This window comes from Streptomyces sp. NPDC005803 (assembly GCF_040630435.1).
In the GTDB taxonomy this organism is placed as follows: domain Bacteria; phylum Actinomycetota; class Actinomycetes; order Streptomycetales; family Streptomycetaceae; genus Streptomyces.
Map to the genome: position 1 here is coordinate 1 of NZ_JBEXXO010000049.1, position 17,700 is coordinate 17,700.

12 protein-coding genes are annotated in these 17,700 nt (G+C 72.7%); 4 read left to right on the forward strand and 8 right to left on the reverse strand.

Features of this window, described 5'->3' with window-relative positions; genetic code table 11:
* Positions 1-105: 105 nt before the first annotated feature.
* From ABZ454_RS37595 to ABZ454_RS37620, 6 genes are all read right to left on the reverse strand, one after another.
* Positions 106-3,858, reverse strand: a complete 3,753-nt coding sequence (locus ABZ454_RS37595; RefSeq protein WP_359543961.1) for a S8 family serine peptidase — start codon at positions 3,856-3,858, stop codon at positions 106-108.
* Between the two features lie 104 nt (positions 3,859-3,962).
* Complete coding sequence (locus ABZ454_RS37600) at positions 3,963-5,114, reverse strand: XdhC/CoxI family protein (protein WP_356312733.1); 1,152 nt, start codon at positions 5,112-5,114, stop codon at positions 3,963-3,965.
* 42 nt (positions 5,115-5,156) lie between these two features.
* Complete coding sequence (locus ABZ454_RS37605; RefSeq protein ID WP_359543962.1) at positions 5,157-6,614, reverse strand: NCS2 family permease; 1,458 nt, start codon at positions 6,612-6,614, stop codon at positions 5,157-5,159.
* A 255-nt stretch (positions 6,615-6,869) separates the two neighbouring features.
* Positions 6,870-9,254, reverse strand: coding sequence for a molybdopterin cofactor-binding domain-containing protein (locus ABZ454_RS37610; protein ID WP_359543963.1), 2,385 nt, complete (start codon positions 9,252-9,254; stop codon positions 6,870-6,872).
* Positions 9,255-9,257: 3 nt separating this feature from the next.
* A complete protein-coding gene (locus ABZ454_RS37615) occupies positions 9,258-9,851 on the reverse strand; it encodes a (2Fe-2S)-binding protein (RefSeq protein ID WP_359543964.1) in 594 nt (197 codons plus the stop codon).
* Between the two features lie 2 nt (positions 9,852-9,853).
* Positions 9,854-10,744 (reverse strand): xanthine dehydrogenase family protein subunit M, encoded by an 891-nt coding sequence (locus tag ABZ454_RS37620; RefSeq protein WP_359543965.1) that lies wholly within the window; start codon positions 10,742-10,744, stop codon positions 9,854-9,856.
* 256 nt (positions 10,745-11,000) lie between these two features.
* Between ABZ454_RS37620 and ABZ454_RS37625 the strand changes: the two genes are divergently transcribed.
* Positions 11,001-12,725: a PucR family transcriptional regulator ligand-binding domain-containing protein gene (locus ABZ454_RS37625; RefSeq protein ID WP_359543966.1), complete on the forward strand. Its 1,725-nt coding sequence runs from the start codon at positions 11,001-11,003 to the stop codon at positions 12,723-12,725.
* Between the two features lie 323 nt (positions 12,726-13,048).
* Complete coding sequence (locus ABZ454_RS37630; RefSeq protein WP_356312715.1) at positions 13,049-13,834, forward strand: hypothetical protein; 786 nt, start codon at positions 13,049-13,051, stop codon at positions 13,832-13,834.
* A 188-nt stretch (positions 13,835-14,022) separates the two neighbouring features.
* Here the strand turns inward: ABZ454_RS37630 and ABZ454_RS37635 are convergent, their stop codons facing one another.
* Positions 14,023-14,784, reverse strand: a complete 762-nt coding sequence (locus ABZ454_RS37635; RefSeq protein ID WP_359543967.1) for a GntR family transcriptional regulator — start codon at positions 14,782-14,784, stop codon at positions 14,023-14,025.
* Between the two features lie 146 nt (positions 14,785-14,930).
* Between ABZ454_RS37635 and ABZ454_RS37640 the strand changes: the two genes are divergently transcribed.
* Positions 14,931-15,779, forward strand: a complete 849-nt coding sequence (locus tag ABZ454_RS37640; RefSeq protein WP_359543968.1) for a (2Fe-2S)-binding protein — start codon at positions 14,931-14,933, stop codon at positions 15,777-15,779.
* Between the two features lie 201 nt (positions 15,780-15,980).
* Positions 15,981-17,060 carry a DUF2637 domain-containing protein gene (locus ABZ454_RS37645; RefSeq protein WP_359543969.1) on the forward strand — a complete coding sequence of 360 codons (1,080 nt, stop codon included), beginning with the start codon at positions 15,981-15,983 and terminating at the stop codon, positions 17,058-17,060.
* A 52-nt stretch (positions 17,061-17,112) separates the two neighbouring features.
* Here ABZ454_RS37645 and ABZ454_RS37650 read toward each other — a convergent pair whose 3' ends face one another.
* Positions 17,113-17,511 carry an ATP-binding protein gene (locus tag ABZ454_RS37650; protein ID WP_356312703.1) on the reverse strand — a complete coding sequence of 133 codons (399 nt, stop codon included), beginning with the start codon at positions 17,509-17,511 and terminating at the stop codon, positions 17,113-17,115.
* Positions 17,512-17,700: the final 189 nt, after the last annotated feature.

Consider the following 17,700-nt stretch of genomic DNA (forward strand, 5'->3'; position numbering starts at 1 on the left):
GTCGGCCGCCCCCCCGCGGGTCCCCCCCCCCCCCCGCCCGGCTCCCCCGCCGCCCCCCCCCCCCGGCGGGGCCCCCCCCCCGCCTCGACGGGCCCTCTCAGCAGGTCACTTCAGGCCGAAGGCCCGGATGATCTCCTGGTCCACGGCGAGACCGCCGCCCGCCTCGGCGTGCGCCTTGAGCGACACGGCGGTGGCGCCCTTCTTCGGGGTCTTGAACCGGGCGGTCCAGGAACCGGCCGAGTCCTTCTTCAGCTGCACCGCGCTCCAGGACCTGCCGTCGTCGTAGCTGACCGACAGCGAGGCCTTCGTCGCCTTCACGGCCCCCTCCAGCCACTCCTGCGTGGTGGACGACAGACCGATCTCCGTCCACTTCCCGGCCTCCGCGTCCCCGGCCAGGTCGGTGTCGACGTCGTAGTCCAGCTGCAGCAGCGGAATGTCCGCCTGGTACGGGCCTTCGGGGTCGAGCGCGCCGGAGACGAAGCTCCACTCCGAGTGCGTGCGGACGGAGGTCTTCCAGACGCCGGCGTCGCGCGAGGCGTCGACCACCAGCCGGTACGGCAGTTCCTCGGAGGCGAGGTTCCCGACGTACCCGGCGCGGCCCGGCGACTCGTCGAGCAGCTTGTCGCCCTGGTACACCGCGGCCGTTCCGGTGTCGTACTCCTTGTCCGGCATGGAGCCCGAGTGACCCGCGCCGCTGTCCGTCCACGGCGTGATGTTGTACTGGATGTCGCCCCACTGCGAGCGGAACGGGCCCCAGTACCCGGTGCCGAGGCGCGGCCGGGTGACGGGCGCGAACCACTCGGCCTTGTTGCTGCTGCCGGCCCTGTAGTCCAGGTTGCCGCTGCGCTCCTCCAGCGCGGTGTCCGTGCCGGTCTCGTTGTACACCGCGTGGTCCTCGTACCAGTACGAGGCGCCCGGCAGCGGGGTGACCCACTCGGTGCGGGTGGCGGGGTACTTCTCGTACTCCGCGAAGCCGATCCCGAACCCGTAGTCGGGGATGTCGTAGCGGTAGCCGCCGCCGACGACGTCCCGGTGACCGTAGTAGGTGTTCTCCACCTTCGCCAGCTGACGGAGGGCCGGGGCGAAGGCGAGCGAGCGGTCCGGGATCGTGCCGTCGTGACGGTCGACCAGGTCGTAGACGTAGCGCGCGAACTTCCGCTGGTCGACGGTCACCTTCTCACCGCGCTGGGCCGCCTTCACGAGGCGCTCGCCCGTGAGGCGCTGGACGGAGGCGACCGGGATGGCGAGGGTGGTGCCGTAGTCGGCGTAGGACTCCATCAGCACGCCGTCGCCCGCGTTGACGACGAACAGGGCCTTGGCGCCCGCGGCGATCGCGGCCGCGACCCGGTCGGCGGGGGCCACCACGTCACTGCTGCGGATCACGACGGCCTTGCCCCTGGCGTCCAGGCGCTTGTAGTCGGCAGGGGCGCCGTTGCCCGCGAAGACGCTGCCGAGCCGCTGCCTGCTGTCCTCGGCGACGGGCGAACCGCCCTGGGGGACCACCGGGACATCGCGGCCGTCGGCCGTCAGATCGAGCTGCTTCTCGCCCTGCCGCCAGCGCGTCAGGAAGCTGAAGCTGCCCTGCGTGACCTTCTCGGTCGGGCTCGCCCACAGCTGGTCGTACGTCAGCGGGACCTGGAACGCGTCGCGCTGGACGGTCCCGTCCGGAGCGGTGCGTGCCATGTCGTAGCGCAGTTGGCGGGTCTCGGTCTCCTGCGGTGTCCGCACGCTGACCTTGTGGGCCTCGGAGGCGTCGAGCGTGACGGTGGTGTCCTTGTCGAGGATGATCTCGGGGGCCGCCAGGAAGGCGAGGGCCCGCGAGTCGGCGGTGTCGCCCTTGACGTCGACGGAGGCCCAGGAGGTGTAGTTGCCCGGGGGCAGCCGCAGCGTGGTGCTCCCGGGTACCTGGACGGGGCTGAGGCTGGGGTCGCCGAGGGCGGCGAGGACGACGACGCCGTCCATCGGCTTGCCCGAGCGGTCACGCAGCTCCAGCGTGAGGTCGTAGAGCTCCTGCTCCTTGTTCAGCGCGAACCCGGTGTGCGCGACCGTGGTGCCGGAGGCGTCCTTCGCGATCACCTGCCCGGAGAACGTGGTGTTGTTCGCGACCTTCGACGGGTCGAGCGAGAGGACGGCCTCGGCGGTCGAGCCGGCCGGGACGGTCAGCTGCTTCGCCGACAGCGTGTACGCGTCCGCGTCGCTGTCCGTCGCCAGGTCGAGGGTGACGTCCTGGGCGCCGCTGTTGCGGTAGGTGATCGTCCGCTCGGCGACCGGGTCGGACGGGCTGTGCGGCCAGTCGTAGGACGCGACCGCGACGGAGCCGGTGGCCTCGATCCGCGTGTCGACGGCGGCCTTCACGTCGAGCCGGCCGGTGCCCTGCTCGTACGGGGTGTAGGCGGGCAGCACCTTGGACGAGCTCATCAGCGCGTCCTTGATGCGCTGGCCGGTCCAGTCGGGGTGACGCTGCTTCAGGATGGCGGCGGCGCCCGCGACGTGCGGGGTCGCCATCGACGTACCGGACATCGACTGGTACATGCCCTCGATGCCGGGGACCGACTGCGACGCGGCCGCGTTGATGTCGACGCCCGGTGCGGAGAGGTCGGGCTTGAGTCCGTAGGAGCGCGTCAGCGGGCCCATGGAGGAGAAGTCCGCGCGGTTGTCCTGCTTGTCGACGGCGGCGATGGTGAGCGCCTTGTCCGCCGAGCCCGGCGAACCGATGGTGCCGGCGCCGTAGGCGTTGCCCGCGGCGATCACGTACAGCGGCCCGCCGTCGGCCGACAGGGCGTCGACCGCCTGCGACATCGGGTCGTCGCCGTCGTCGGGAATGCTGGAGCCGAGGCTCATCGAGACGACGTCGGCACCTTCCGCCTTCGCCCACTCCATCGCCTCGATGATGCCGGAGTCGGCCCCCGAGCCCTCGTCGCCCAGTACCTTGCCGACGAGCAGACCGGCCTGCGGGGCCACGCCCTTGTTGACGCCGTCGGAGGCGGCGCCGGAGCCCGCGATGGTGGACGCGACGTGTGTGCCGTGGCCGTTCTTGTCGTCGACCTCCTCGCCGGGCACGAAGCTCCTGGTCTCCAGGATGCGGTCCTTGACGTCCGGGTGGTCGGTGTCGATACCGGTGTCCAGGACGGCGACCTTGATGCCCTTGCCGTCGTAGCCCTCGGCCCACGCCTGCGGGGCGTTGATCTGCGGGACGGAGTCCTTGAGCGCGGCCTCGACGCGGCCGTCGAGCCACAGCTTCGCGATGCCCTCGTCCAGCGACCGGGCCGTGGCGGTGTGCGCGATGTCCTCCCAGAAGGCTCGCGCGGTGTCCTTGCCGGCCTTCAGCGCCGCGCCGTGGATGGACGGGAGCGCCCGGACGGTCCTGCTGCCGCGGGGGGCGACCGGCAGCGAACGGGCCTTGGCCGCCGGGTAGGTGGCGATCAGCGGGATGCCGCCGGTCTTCGCGTCGTCGTAGCCCATCTTGGCGAGCGCCGTGATGTTGAAGAGGCGGCGGTCCAGCTTGCCCGCGGCGATCAGGCTCCCGGCCTCGTCGGGCAGGACGTAGATGTCGTCGCCGGCCTGCTGGACGTGGACCCCGCCGGCAGCGCCGTCGGGCCGGTCCACGGTGACGGTGTCCTGCGTGCCGGCCCCGTCGGCGTAGTGGACGACGTCACCGGTGACCAGGGTGATGTCGTACGCGTGGACCGGGGCGCTGGGGCCGGTGGCCGGTGCGGGCCGGGCCGTGTCGGACGCGGAGGCCGTGACGGGCAGCAGCGCGCCGCTCACCAGGGCGACGGACGTCGCTATGAGGAGGGCTCTGCGCCGCCCACGAGCGGGTCTCGCCCGGCGCGCGGCGGTGGAGGGAGTCGATGTCATGAAGCTGATCTACCGGTTAACGCACCGGTTCGTCATGGGCTATCACTGGCGGAAAGCCGCCGCGGCGGAGAACCGCCGCTCCCGGACGGCGCCGGCCGCCCGGCTCAGACCGCGGAACCGATGCGCCCGGCAGGCCCCTCGCCACCGCCGTGGTGGATCGGGGTGTGGGCTCCGGTGAGCGGGGCGCCGCTGCCGCCGCGCCGGTCGGCGACGATCTCGGCGGCGATCGACAGGGCCGTCTCCTCGGGCGTACGGGCGCCGAGATCGAGGCCGATCGGCGAGTGCAGCCGGGCCAGTTCCCCTTCGGAGACGCCGGCCTCGCGCAGCCGGTCGTTGCGCTCCAGATGGGTGCGGCGCGAGCCCATCGCGCCGACGTAGGCGACCGGCAGCCGCAACGCCGCCTCCAGGAGCGGGACGTCGAACTTGGCGTCGTGCGTCAGGACGCACAGGACGGTCCGGGCGTCCACGTCGGTGGCGGCCAGGTAGCGGTGCGGCCAGTCGACGACCAGTTCGTCGGCGTCCGGGAAACGCGCCCTCGTGGCGAAGACGGGGCGGGCGTCGCACACCGTGACGTGGTAGCCGAGGAACTTCCCGGCCCGTACCAGCGCGGAGGCGAAGTCGATGGCGCCGAACACGATCATCCGGGGCGGCGGGACGCTGGATTCGACGAGCAGGGTGAGCGGCTGCCCGCACCGCGAACCGTCGGCGCCGATGGTGAGCGTGCCGGTGCGGCCCGCGTCCAGCATCGCCCGGGTCTCCGCGGCCGCGGTGCGGTCCAGCTCCGGATGTCCGCCGAGGCCGCCCTCGTGACGGCCGTCGGAGCGGACCAGCAGGGGACGGCCGAGGAGTTCGGCGGGCCCGTCGGTGATCCGGGCCAGCGCCGCCGCCTCCCCCCGCGCGGCGGCGGCGAGCGCGGCGGCGAACACCGGACGGGCGGGGTCGTCCGCCCGGACCGGCGTCACCAGGATGTCGATGACGCCGCCGCAGGTCAGACCGACCGCGAAGGCGTCCTCGTCGCTGTAGCCGAACTGCTCGCGCACGGACGTGCCGTCGTCGAGGGCCTGGCGGCACAGCTCGTACACCGCGCCCTCCACACACCCGCCGGAGACCGAGCCGATCGCGGTGCCGTCACGGTCGACGGCCAGCGCGGCACCCGGCTGCCGGGGCGCGCTGCCGCCGACGGCGACCACGGTGGCCACGGCGAAGTCGCGTCCCTGCCCGGACCATCGGTCGAGCTCCTCGGCGATGTCCAGCATGTCGGTCTCCTCGGCGGATGAGTGGAGGTCGGGTCCGGGTCGTCAGCTGACGCCCAGCCAGCTCTCGATCGGGTGCAGGGCGAAGTAGACGACGAAGATCACCGTCAGTCCCCACATGAAGGCGCCGACCTCGCGGGACCGGCCCTGGGCCGCCTTGATGGCGACGTACGAGATGACGCCCGCGGCCACACCGGTCGTGATGGTGTACGTGAACGGCATCAGGACCACGGTCAGGAAGACCGGGATGGCGACCGAGCGGTCGCTCCAGTCCACGTGCCGGGCGTTCTGCATCATCATGGCGCCGATGACGACCAGGGCGGCGGACGCCACCTCGGCCGGCACGATCGCCGTGAGCGGGGTGAAGAAGAGGCACGCGGCGAAGAAGAGTCCGGTGACCACCGAGGCGAGCCCGGTCCGGGCGCCCTCTCCGACACCGGTCGCCGACTCGACGAACACGGTCTGGCCGGAGCCGCCGGCGACACCGCCGATCGCCCCTCCCGCACCGTCGATGAACAGCGCCTTGGACAGGCCCGGCATCCGGCCCCTGTCGTCGGCGAGACCGGCCTCCGTGCCGACACCGATGATGGTCGCCATCGCGTCGAAGAAGCCGGCCAGCACCAGGGTGAAGACGATGAACCCGACGGTCATGGCCCCGACATCGCCCCAGCCGCCGAACTCGACGTCCCCGAAGAGCGAGAAGTCCGGCGAGGAGACCGCGGAGCCCGTGAGCTCGGGCGGGCCGCTGCTCCACATCTCGGGGTCGACGTCGGCGACCGTGTTGATCACGACGGCGACGACGGTGCCGACGACGATGCCGATGAGGATCGCGCCGGGGATGTTGCGGGCCTGCAGCATGAAGATCAGCAGCAGTGTCACCGCGAAGACGAGCACGGGCCAGCCGGCCAGTTCGCCGGCCGGGCCGAGGGAGACCGGGGTGGCGGTGCCCTTCCCCACGAATCCGGCCTTGTAGAGGCCGATGAGGGCGATGAAGAGCCCGATGCCCATGGTGATGCCGTGCTTCAGCGGCAGCGGGATCGCGTTCATGATCAGCTCACGCAGCCCGGTGACCACCAGGAGACAGATCACCAGGCCGTACATCACGCACATGCCCATGGCCTGCGGCCATGTCATTTCCGGGGCGACCTGGGACGACAGGACGCCCGAGACACTGAGTCCGGCGGCGAGCGCGAGGGGGACCTTGCCGACGAAGCCCATCAGCAGGGTGGTCGCCGCCGCCGCGAGCGCGGTGGCGGTGATCAGGCCGGGCTGGCTGAGGACATGGCCGTCCACGTCCTTGCCGCCGAGGATCAGCGGGTTGAGCAGCAGGATGTACGCCATGGCCATGAAGGTCGTGACGCCGCCGCGCACCTCGGTGGCGACGGTCGATCCGCGTGCGGATATGTGGAAGTACCGGTCGAGCCACGATCTGCCGGCGGGGACGCGCGAGCCGGCGCCCGCGTCCTTCGCGCCGGTCTTCGGTTCCACTGACTGCTGGGTCATGATGCCTGACTCCCAAGGTTCACAGGGGCACCCGCGATGAAGAGTGGTGATGCGGGATTTGGGATGAGTGCACTGGCTGCACGACCCGGGGGACGGCCCGAGACGAACTGTTCACGCGTGATCGATGGAGCGGGTCCTGCTGGTGGGGTAAGGCCCGTGAGCGGTGCGGGACCTGGTTCCTCCGGGCGGTGCGGGCGAAGGACGCGTGACGTTCCCTGACGCGCGCGCCGCCTGGAGGGCTGAGGGGATCTGCGGTCAGGTGCCGGTGAGGTGTTCGGGGCGCACCGGCGTCCTGTTGAGCTCCAGCCCCGTCGCGTTCCGGATCGCCGCGAGGACGGCCGGGGTCGACGAGAGGGTGGGGGCCTCGCCGATGCCACGGAGACCGTACGGGGCGTGGTCGTCGGCGAGTTCGAGCACATCGACCGGGATGGTCGGGGTGTCGAGGATGGTGGGCAGGAGGTAGTCCGTGAAGGACGGGTTGCGCACCTTCGCGGTCTGCGGGTCGACGAGGATCTCCTCCATGACGGCGATGCCCATGCCCTGGAGGGTGCCGCCCTGGATCTGGCCGAGGACGGAGAGCGGATTCAGCGCCTTGCCGACGTCCTGGGCGCAGGCCAGTTCGATGACCTTGACCAGGCCGAGTTCGGTGTCGACCTCGACGACCGCGCGGTGCGCGGCGAAGGAGTACTGGACGTGGCCGTTGCCCTGCCCGGTGCGCAGGTCGAAGGCCTCGGTCGGCCGGTGGCGCCACTCCAGCTCCACGTCGACCGCCTCGCCCTCCAGCACGTCCGCCAGGTCGGCCAGCACCTCGCCGCCGTCGGTGACGACCTTGCCGCCCTCCAGGAGGAGTTCGGCGGTGGCCCAGGCGGGGTGGTACGTGCCGAACTTGCGGCGGCCGATCTCCAGGACCTGCTCGCGGACCGCCTCGCAGGAGTGCTTCACGGCGCCGCCGGTGACGTAGGTCTGGCGGGACGCGGAGGTGGAGCCGGCCGATCCCACCCGGGTGTCGGCCGGGTTGATGGTGACCTGGGCGACGCCCAGTTCGGTGCGGGCGATCTGGGCGTGCACGGTGACGCCGCCCTGTCCGACCTCCGCCATGGCGGTGTGCACGGTGGCGACGGGTTCGCCGCCGATGACCTCCATGCGCACCCGGGCGGTGGAGTAGTCGTCGAAGCCCTCGGAGAAGCCGACGTTCTTCAGGCCGACCGCGTAGCCGATCCCGCGGACGACGCCTTCGCCGTGCGTGGTGTTGGACAGCCCGCCGGGCAGGGCCCGGACGTCGGCGTGCTCGCCGGCGCTCTCCCACTGCCGCTCGGGGGGCAGCGGCCTGGCCTTGACCCGGCGCAGCAGTTCGGCGACCGGGGCGGGCGAGTCGACCTGCTGGCCCGTCGGCAGCAGGGTGCCCTGCTCCATCGCGTTGAGCTGCCTGAACTCGACGGGGTCCATGCCGAGTTCGGCGGCGACCTTGTCCATCTGCGCCTCGTAGGCGAAGCAGGCCTGGACCGCGCCGAAGCCGCGCATCGCGCCGCACGGCGGGTTGTTGCTGTACAGGGCGACCGCCTCGATGTCGACGTCGTCGACGGCGTACGGGCCGACGGCGAGCGAGGAGGCGTTGCCGACGACGGCCGGGGAGGCGGAGGCGTAGGCGCCGCCGTCCAGCACGATGCGGCACTTCATGTGCGTGAGCTTGCCGTCGCGGGTGGCGCCGTGTTCGTACCGGAGCTTGGCGGGGTGGCGGTGGACGTGTCCGAAGAAGGACTCGAAGCGGTTGTAGACCATCTTGACCGGCTTGCCGGTGCGCAGCGCCAGGAGGCAGGCGTGGATCTGCATCGAGATGTCCTCACGGCCGCCGAACGCGCCGCCGACGCCGGAGAGCGTCATGCGCACCTTGTCCTCGGGCAGGCCGAGGACGGGGGCGATCTGCTTGCGGTCCGAGTGCAGCCACTGGGTGGCGACGTACAGGTCGACGCCCCCGTCCTCGGCGGGCACGGCGAGGCCGGACTCGGGGCCGAGGAAGGCCTGGTCCTGCATGCCGAAGGTGTACTCGCCCCTGACGATGACGTCGGCCTTCTTCGCCGCTTCGTCCGCGTCGCCGCGGATGACGGGCTGGCGGTGCACGATGTTGGGGTGCGGGACGTGCCCGATGTACTCGTCGGTGCGGCCCTCGTGGACCAGGACCGCGCCGGGGGCGGTCGCGGACGCCTCGTCCGTGATGACCGGCAGCTCGGCGTACTCGATCCTGATCTTCGCGGCGGCCCGCCGGGCGGTCTCCGGGTGGTCGGCGGCGACGAGCGCCACCGGCTCGCCGTGGTGCCGGACCTTGCCGTGGGCCAGGACCGGGGTGTCCTGGATCTCCAGACCGTAGTTCTTCATCTCGGCCGGCAGGTCGTCGTAGGTCAGCACGGCGTAGACGCCGGGCGTCGCCACGGCCTCGCCGATGTCGATGGACCTGATCTCGGCGTGTGCCACGGTGGAGCGGAGGGTGTGGCCCCAGAGCATGTCCTCGTGCCACATGTCCGAGGAGTACGCGAACTCGCCGGTGACCTTCAGGATGCCGTCGGGGCGCAGCGTGGACTCGCCGATGCCGCCCTTGGTGCGGGCGCCCTGGTTGATGCTGGTGGGGGAACCGGTAACGCCCATCGTCTAGACCGTCTCTTCCGCGCGGGCGGCCGCGAGGCGGACCGCGTCGAGGATCTTCTCGTAGCCGGTGCAGCGGCAGAGGTTCCCGGAGAGCGCCTCGCGGATGTCCGCGTCGGACGGCTCCGGGGTGCGCTCCAGGAGCTCGTCGGCGGCGACCAGCAGTCCGGGGGTGCAGAAGCCGCACTGGACGGCTCCGGCGTCGATGAACGCCTGCTGGATCGGGGAGAGCTCGCCGGTGTCGCGGGTGTCCTCGCCGGCCGGCTTGGCCTCCCAGCGACGGGCCTCGTCGAGCGCGGTGCCGCAGGCGCCGGAGGCGCAGCCGGTGCCCGGGTGGGCCTCGGCGCGGTGGGCGGCGAAGTCGGCGAGGCCTTCGACGGTGACGACGTCGCGGCCCTCGACCTGGCCGGCGCCGACCAGACAGGCGCAGACCGGCACGCCGTCCAGACGGACCGTGCAGGAACCGCACTCGCCCTGCTCGCAGGCGTTCTTGGAACCGGGCAGCCCCATCCGCTCCCGCAGGACGTACAGGAGGGACTCCCCCTCCCAGACGTCGTCGGCCTCGTGCCGGCGGCCGTTGACCGTGAAATTGACGCGCATGATCAGGCAGCTCCTTCGGTGCGGCGGCCGTTGCCGCGGTACGACTCCCAGGTCCAGCCGAGGGTCCGGCGGGCCATGATCCCGACCGCGTGCCGGCGGTAGCCCGCCGTGCCGCGCACGTCGTCGATCGGGTTGCAGGCCGCCGCCGCGAGCGTGGCGAACTGCTTGGCGACGGACGGCGTGATGATCGCGTGGCTGTCCCAGAACCCGCCCTCCTCGAGCGCGGCGTTCAGGAAATCCTCGGCCTCCTTCGCCCGTACGGGTGTCGGGGCGGCGGATCCGATGCCGGTGCGGACGGTGCGGGTCTGCGGGTGCAGCGCCAGGCCGAAGGCGCAGACGGCGATGACCATCGCGTTGCGGGTGCCGACCTTGGAGTACTGCTGCGGCCCGTCGGCCTTCCTGATGTGCACGGCCCGGATCAGCTCGTCCGGCTCCAGTGCGTTGCGCTTGACGCCGGTGTAGAAGTCGTCGATGGGGATCAGCCGGGTCCCGCGGACCGATTCGGCCTCCACCTCGGCGCCCGCGGCGAGCAGCGCCGGGTGGGCGTCTCCGGCGGGTGAGGCGGTGCCCAGGTTGCCGCCGACACCGCCGCGGTTGCGGATCTGCGGCGAGGCGACGGTGTGCGAGGCGAGCGCCAGTCCGGGCAGCTCGGCCCGCAGGTGCTCCATGATGGCGCTGTACGGGACGGAGGCCCCGAGCCGTACGTTCTCCCGGCCCACCTCCCACTCGGAGAGTTCCCCGATGCGGTTCAGGTCCATGAGGTACTCGGGCCGCCGGTGGTCGAAGTTGATCTCGACCATCACATCGGTGCCGCCGGCGAGGGGCACAGCCGTCGGGTGCTCGGCCTTGGCGGCGAGCGCCTCCTCCCAGCTGGCGGGGCGAAGGAAGTCCATGAGTGGCTCTCTTCTTCTCAATCGGGTCGTTCGCTGGGGCTGGGGACGGCCGGCCCTCGACTTGTTCCTGTCTTGTTCACGCGGTGTGTGGCCCAGTACACAAGCCCTGCTCCACCTGGTGCAGTCACCGAAACCATGAAGGAGTTGGCTGGTCTCCGCGCTCGTCTTGTAGATTCGAACGAATGGCGGGGATCGGTGACCTCACCGCAATACCCAGTTTTCACCCGCACCAACGAAAGAGATCGGCGGCGACGAGATGCGGCTGCGCGCACTGCTGGAGACCGACGCGCTGGGCCTGCGGCTGCTCGGCGGCGACGAGGAGCTGGACCGGTCGGTCCGCGGCGTGATGACCACCGACCTGCGGGACCCCAGCCGCTACCTCACGGGCGGCGAGCTGGTGCTCACCGGGCTGGCCTGGCACCGGGACGCGAAGGACTCGGAGCCGTTCGTACGGATCCTGTCGGCGGCCGGGGTCGCCGGGCTCGCGGCGGGCGAGGCGGAGCTGGGCGCCATCCCGGACGATCTCGTCGAGGCGTGCCGCCACCACCGGCTGCCGCTGTTCGCCGTCCATGAGACCGTCGCGTTCGCGACGATCACCGAGCACGTGGTCCGTCAGGTGTCCGGGGAGCGGGCGGGCGACCTGGCCGCGGTCGTGGACCGGCACCGGCGGCTGATGACCTCGGGGCCGACCGGTGGCGGTCCCGAGGTGGTCCTCGATCTGCTCGGCTCCGACCTCGACCTGCACGCCTGGGTGCTCTCGCCGACCGGCCGGCAGATCGCGGGCGCGGGTGCACCGCTGTCCGGACCGGACGGGGCGGAGCTGGCCGGGCTGCACCTGGCCGCGGTGCGCTCCGGCCGGCGCGCCCCGCACCGGGCCACCGTCGGCGGGGTGACGTATTCGCTCTTCCAGATCCGCAACAACGGCCGGGGCGCCGTGCCGGCCTCCCGGGATGTGCGGGAGTCGGTGCTCTCCGACTGGCTGCTGGCCGTCGAGGCCGACGCGGGCGACTGGCCGGCCGCCCGGCTCGACCTGCTCCAGGGCGTCACCCAGCTGATCGCGGTGGAGCGGGACCGGCGCGACGCGGCCCGCACGGTGCGCCGCAGGCTCGCCCAGGAGGTCCTGGAGCTGGTCCAGGCCGGGGCGCCGCCGGCCGAGATCGCCGCCCGGCTGCGGGTCGCCGCCCCGGTCCTGCTGCCCGGTGCCGGCACCGCGCCGCACTGGCAGGTGGTGGTGGCCCGGGTCGAGTGGGACGAGGCGGACGCCCCCGGCGGCGTCGGTTCGGGGATCGCGGGCGGGCCGGTCGCCCAGGCACTGCTGGAGGAGATCCTGGTCGACCCGGCCGTGACCGGTCCGGACTCCGCGGACCGGATCGCGGTCGCCCACATGGGTGAGGAGGCCATCGCGCTCGTACCGCTGCCCGCTCTCACCGGCGACCTGCCGGGGGCGGACGGGGACGCGGGCGGGGAGGATCCCGCCGAGGGTTCCGCGCTGCACGCCGACGCCCTGCTGGCGGCCGTGCGCGCCCCGCTCTCCGCGGGCCTCGCCGACGACGGCCGGCTGACACTGGGTGTCAGCGCCTCGGTGCATTCGCCGGAGGGGCTGCGTGGGGCCCTGGAGGAGGCCCGGCACGCCCGCCGGGTGGCGGCGGCCCGTCCGGGCCGGGTGTGCGCGGCCGGTCACCACGAGCTCGCCTCGCACGTGCTGCTGCTGCCGTTCGTGCCCGACGACGTCCGTCGCGCGTTCACCGCACGGCTGCTCGACCCGCTGCGCGACTACGACCGGCGTCACCGCGCGGAGCTGATCCCGACCCTGGAGGCGTTCCTGGACTGCGACGGTTCATGGACCCGCTGCGCGGCCCGGCTGCACCTCCACGTCAACACGTTGCGCTACCGGGTCGGGCGAATCGAGCAGTTGACGGGGCGTGACCTTTCGCGGCTCGAGGACAAGCTCGATTTCTTCCTCGCCCTGCGTATGAGCTGACTCCCGGGGGCCACGGCGGCTCCCCGCGCCTTCGGCCGATTGTGAAAAGTTTCACCTGACATTGCCACGACCTCTTGGCCCGGCGTGCCATTCCGTGCTGTGATGCGGCCAGACTCAGAGCGTCCGGCCATCGGGGGTGGGTGAAGGAGCGGGGCTGGGTGCGTGCAGCTGCAGGGCGGAGGACCGAGCCGTGGCGGAGCCGTGGTGAGGGACGACGAGGCCGCAGATGTGCGTGACCTGCCCCGCGACGCCACCCCCCGACGGCCGGACACTCTCCACAGCTCGATGGCGCGCTCGGGGAGGGCAATGTGGCGCATACCGCCATGTCTGGTTCCGGAACGACAGCAGATGACGATCCGCCGCTCCAGACAGCGGTATGGCGGCTGCGGTCACGCGCCTGCTGGACGGACGCCGCGGCGCTGCTCGAACACGACGCCGCCACCGACCCGGCCGCGGCCCTCCAGCGCACGGCGCTGCTGACCGAGCGGTGTCTGTACACCGGGCAGGGCTGGACCGACGCGGAGGACGCGCTGCGGACCGCCGAGGCCATGGCCCACGACGACGCCGAGCGCGGGGCCGCCGCCTGCGAGCGCGGCTACCTCGCCTATGCCTCCACCCTGCTCGGCGTACGGGACCGGGCCGACGAGGCGCGGGTGGCGCTGGGCCGCGCCGCGGCGCTCCTGGCCCCGGCCGCCCCGGGCCGTCCGCTGCTCGACTTCCGGCGGGGCCTGATCGCGCAGAACATCGCCGACTCGCCGCAGGCGGCCCGTGCCGCCTACCGCAGGGCGCACGCGGGCGCCACGGCCCAGGGAGACGCGCTGCTGCTCTCCTCCACGTGGCGCCATCTGGCCCTGATCGCCCTGCGCGAGGGCGAGTTGGCGGAGGCCAGGCACGGCTTCGCGGAGTCCCTGCGGATAAGGGAGGAGCTGGGCTATCTGGTCGGTACGGCCCCGGCGCTCATCGCGATGGCCGACGCCGAGCCCGAGCCGGAGGCGGCGACGCGGCTGCGCGCGGAGGCGGGCCGGCTGTTCCGGCTCCTGGGCGGCGTGCCGACCTGGCTGGCGCCGCACCTGGACCCGCCGGGCCCGGAGACGGCCGAGGCGAACTGACGCCCTGCGGCGGGCGGACGGCCGCAGGGCCGGAGGTCGGGGCCGACGGGCCGGGGCGGGCCTGCCGACGGGCAGAGGCCGGGGCCGGTCGGCCGGAGGCCGGAGCCGGTCGGCCGGAGACCCGGGCCGGGGCCTGCTCCCGCGCTGTCGAGCCGCCGTGCGGGCGGGGCGGGAGCCTCCGCCCCGCCTCAGCCGCCGGAGCCGGCGAAGTGCTCCCGTACGAGTGACTGCACGACCGCCACGTCCTGGGCGATCAGCGCGTCCAGCAGGGCCGTGTGCTCGGCGGCGTCCGCCAGGAGGTCGGCGCGGCGGGTGGCGGGGTTGCCCTCCAACGGCCACTGGGAGCGGCGGTGCAGCTCGTCGGCCACCATCACCAGCTGGGCGTTGCCCGCGAGGGCGAGCACCGCTCCGTGGAAGGCCCGGTCGGCCTCCGCGTAGCTCGCCCGGTCACCGACGGCGGCGGCCGCGACGGTGGCGTCGGCCAGCGGGCGCAGGGCGCACCAGCCGGCCGGCGCGACGGTGCGGGCGAGCCGCAGCATGATGGGCACCTCGAGCAGCGCCCGGACCTCGGCCAGTTCGGCCAGCTCGCCCGGCCCGCGCTCGGCGACCCGGAAGCCGCGGTTCGGCACGACCTCGACGGCCCCTTCGCCGGCCAGCTGCTGCATCGCCTCGCGCACGGGGGTGGCGGAGACCCCGAAGCGGGCGCCGAGCGCCGGGGCGGAGTAGACCTGCCCCGGGATCAGCTCTCCGTCGACGAGGGCGGCGCGCAGGGCGTCCAGGATCTGCCCGCGCACGGAGTGCCGCTGCACCGTGGCCCTGGGGGCGGGCAGCTCGCCGTGGGTGTGCTCGCCACGCGCCTGCTCGGGCACCCGGAGGGACGAGGAGGCGGTCATGGGCGCGGCGGACGCGTGCGGCGCCCACTCGTCCTCACGGGCTCGGCCCTGCTCCACGGGTACCTCCTCGGCCGGTCTCGGGTGCGGCGCACCGGTGCGGCGCCTCGTGTGCACGATAGGCGGCGGAGGCTGCGGTTCAAACATCGACCGCATCGGATAAGGTAAGGCTTACCTGCAAACGATCGCGATTCGGTGGTCCCTGCATGACCCTTTCCACCCTGCTCCCGGGTACGACGGCCTCGGCCGTGACGGACGCGTACGCGCGTCTGGCCGAGGTCTTTCCCGGGCTGCGCGCCGAAGCGCTCATGGACGGCGAGCCCGCGCCCGGCGGTGCCGGCTGGGTGGGCGCCCACGAGCTCGCGGCCGGGGGCAGCGGGCTCGACGCCTTCCTCGCCTGGGACGAAGCGCAGGTGCTGCGGGACTACGGGCAGCCGGCCCGGCCGGACGTGATCGCCGGCTTCGGGCTCCACCGGTACGCCTGGCCCGCCTGTCTGCTGGTGACGGTGCCGTGGTTCCTGTACCGGCGGGTGCCCCGGATCCCGGTCGAGGACGTCTTCTTCCAGCGGGCGCTGGGCCACCTGACCGTGCGGGTACGGGAGTTCGCCTGCCTGCCCGGCGATCCGGCGGCGGATCTGCCGGGCGCACGCGTGGTGGCGGACGAGGCCGCGCTGCGCGCCGAGGTGCTCGCGTCCGTGGCCGGCCACCTCGGCCCGGTGCTCGACGGCTTCGGGCCGCGGATGCGGCGCGGCAAGCGGGCACAGTGGGGCATGGCGACGGACGAGATCGTCGAGGGCCTCTGGTACGTCGCCCACCTCCTCGGCGAGGAGCGGCGCGCGATGGCCGAACTGGAGGCACTCCTGCCCGGCACCACGAAGCCGTACGTCGGCACGGCGGGCTTCCGGGAGCTGACCGGGCCGAACGGCGAGTCGCTGCCCACCCGGGACCGGGCGAGCTGCTGCATGTTCTACACGCTGCGGCCCGAGGACACCTGTGTCACCTGCCCGCGCACGTGCGACGCGGACCGGGTCCGGAAGCTGACACCCTCCCCGTGACCCGCACCGCCCGCACAGCCCGCACGGGCGACTGAAATCGAACACAACTCCCCTGCTCCATACGGGCATTCGACCAGATCGCGGTGATCCGTCGGCTCCGCCACCCCATTGGCGTTCTCTTGCCCCGAAACCCCTTGGGCGCGTGGCAATCCCCGGCACGATGGCGGCCGAAACGCCCTATCGCGACGCAAGGGACCGCGCATGAGACTGACCGACATATCGCTTGACTGGCTGCTTCCGGCTGCCGTGCTGCTGGCTGGGGTCATGGCGGCGGTGGCGGTGGTCGCGCGCGGCAAGCGCGCCCCTGACACATCCGCGGCCGAGGACTCCTGGGAACGCAGCGAGGAACGGCGCCGCCGCAAGGAAGCGCTCTACGCCACCGCCTCGTACGTCCTGTTGTTCTGCTGCGCCGCCGTCGCCGCCGCGCTCTCCTTCCACGGGCTCGTCGGCTTCGGCGCCCAGAACCTCGGCCTCTCCGGGGGCTGGGAGTACCTGGTGCCGTTCGGCCTCGACGGGGCGGCGATGTTCTGCTCCGTGCTCGCCGTCCGTGAGGCCAGCCACGGCGACGCGGCGCTCGGCTCACGCCTGCTGGTGTGGACCTTCGCCGGCGCCGCCGCCTGGTTCAACTGGGTGCACGCGCCGCGTGGCCTGAACCACGCGGGCGCTCCGCACTTCTTCGCGGGGATGTCGCTCTCGGCCGCCGTGCTCTTCGACCGAGCGCTGAAGCAGACCCGGGTGGCCGCCCTGCGCGAACAGGGCCTGGTGCCCCGCCCGCTGCCGCAGATCCGGATCGTGCGGTGGCTGCGCGCGCCCCGGGAGACCTTCGGCGCCTGGTCGCTGATGCTGCTCGAAGGCGTACGCACGCTGGACGAAGCGGTCGACGAGGTGCGCGAGGACCGCCGGGAGAAGGAGCAGAACCGTCTCCGCCGGAGGGACCAGGAGAAGCTGGACCGGGCGCACATCAAGGCCCTGAACCGGCAGAACCGGGCGTGGGGCCGGGCCGGCCGGGGCGGCACCCAGGTGGACGTCCAGGCCATCGCCCCCGCGACGGGCTCCGCGCAGTCCGTCGCGGAGCCCGCCATATCCGAGCCGGGTCAGCTGCCCCTGAGACCCCGGCCATCCCTGCAAGCCGTAGACGGCCCGAACTCCAGGGACGTCCCTGAGCTGGGCGCGACCGGTCCGAGAACGGTCGACCTCACCGCCGAGGACGACACCCAGACACTGCCCCGGCTCGACTCGCTGGAGCAGAAGCTGAAGGACCTGGAGCAGCAGTTCGGCTGATGTGGCGGCCGGCGGACCTGCGGGATGCGGCCCTGACGCTCCGACCGGACCGTCAGGGCCGTTCGCCGTCCAGCTCGAACCAGACCACCTTGCCCATGGCGTGCGGGCTGACGCCCCAGGAGTCCGCGAGGCTCTCCACCAGGACCAGTCCCCTGCCGTGCGTACCGTCGTCGGCGTCCGGTACGTGCGACACGGGCATGCCCGGGACGAAGTCCCGTACCTCCACGCGCAGCTTCCGCGGCGCCACGCTCACCGCGACGACGGCTCCGTCGTCCGTGTGCACCAGCGCGTTGGTCACGAGTTCGCTGAGCAGTAACTCGGCCACCTGAGCGGGCTCCTCCTTCCATCGGTACCGCAGTAACTCCCGTACCGCGCCCCGCACTTCGGCGACGGCCGCGACGTCGGCACGGCCGACCCTGCGATGCAGTCGGGCCAGTTCCTGACGCTCCATCGTTTCCCCCGCCCACACAGTGAATCGCCCCCTGTCATCGAAGGTGCTCACGCAATGCATGCCCGGCCTACGGGCTGTCACGCTTGCGACGCGTCACGGGAAGGGAATCGGGGAGACTCCGTCATCCACGGATCTTCCCGCGCGCGTCGGGCCGCTCACGGGCACGCGGGCGCTCGTCCGTGGTGCGGT

Bases quoted from the DNA above. Each gene is read 5' to 3' on its own strand.
- ABZ454_RS37620 (WP_359543965.1), bottom strand. From the start codon at position 10,744: ATGGACTTCCTTCGCCCCGCCAGCTGGGAGGAGGCGCTCGCCGCCAAG.
- ABZ454_RS37640 (WP_359543968.1), top strand. From the start codon at position 14,931: ATGACCCTTTCCACCCTGCTCCCGGGTACGACGGCCTCGGCCGTGACG.
- ABZ454_RS37645 (WP_359543969.1), top strand. From the start codon at position 15,981: ATGAGACTGACCGACATATCGCTTGACTGGCTGCTTCCGGCTGCCGTG.
- ABZ454_RS37650 (WP_356312703.1), bottom strand. From the start codon at position 17,511: ATGGAGCGTCAGGAACTGGCCCGACTGCATCGCAGGGTCGGCCGTGCC.
- ABZ454_RS37610 (WP_359543963.1), bottom strand. From the start codon at position 9,254: ATGGGCGTTACCGGTTCCCCCACCAGCATCAACCAGGGCGCCCGCACC.
- ABZ454_RS37595 (WP_359543961.1), bottom strand. From the start codon at position 3,858: ATGACATCGACTCCCTCCACCGCCGCGCGCCGGGCGAGACCCGCTCGT.
- ABZ454_RS37630 (WP_356312715.1), top strand. From the start codon at position 13,049: ATGTCTGGTTCCGGAACGACAGCAGATGACGATCCGCCGCTCCAGACA.
- ABZ454_RS37600 (WP_356312733.1), bottom strand. From the start codon at position 5,114: ATGCTGGACATCGCCGAGGAGCTCGACCGATGGTCCGGGCAGGGACGC.
- ABZ454_RS37605 (WP_359543962.1), bottom strand. From the start codon at position 6,614: ATGACCCAGCAGTCAGTGGAACCGAAGACCGGCGCGAAGGACGCGGGC.
- ABZ454_RS37615 (WP_359543964.1), bottom strand. From the start codon at position 9,851: ATGCGCGTCAATTTCACGGTCAACGGCCGCCGGCACGAGGCCGACGAC.
- ABZ454_RS37625 (WP_359543966.1), top strand. From the start codon at position 11,001: ATGCGGCTGCGCGCACTGCTGGAGACCGACGCGCTGGGCCTGCGGCTG.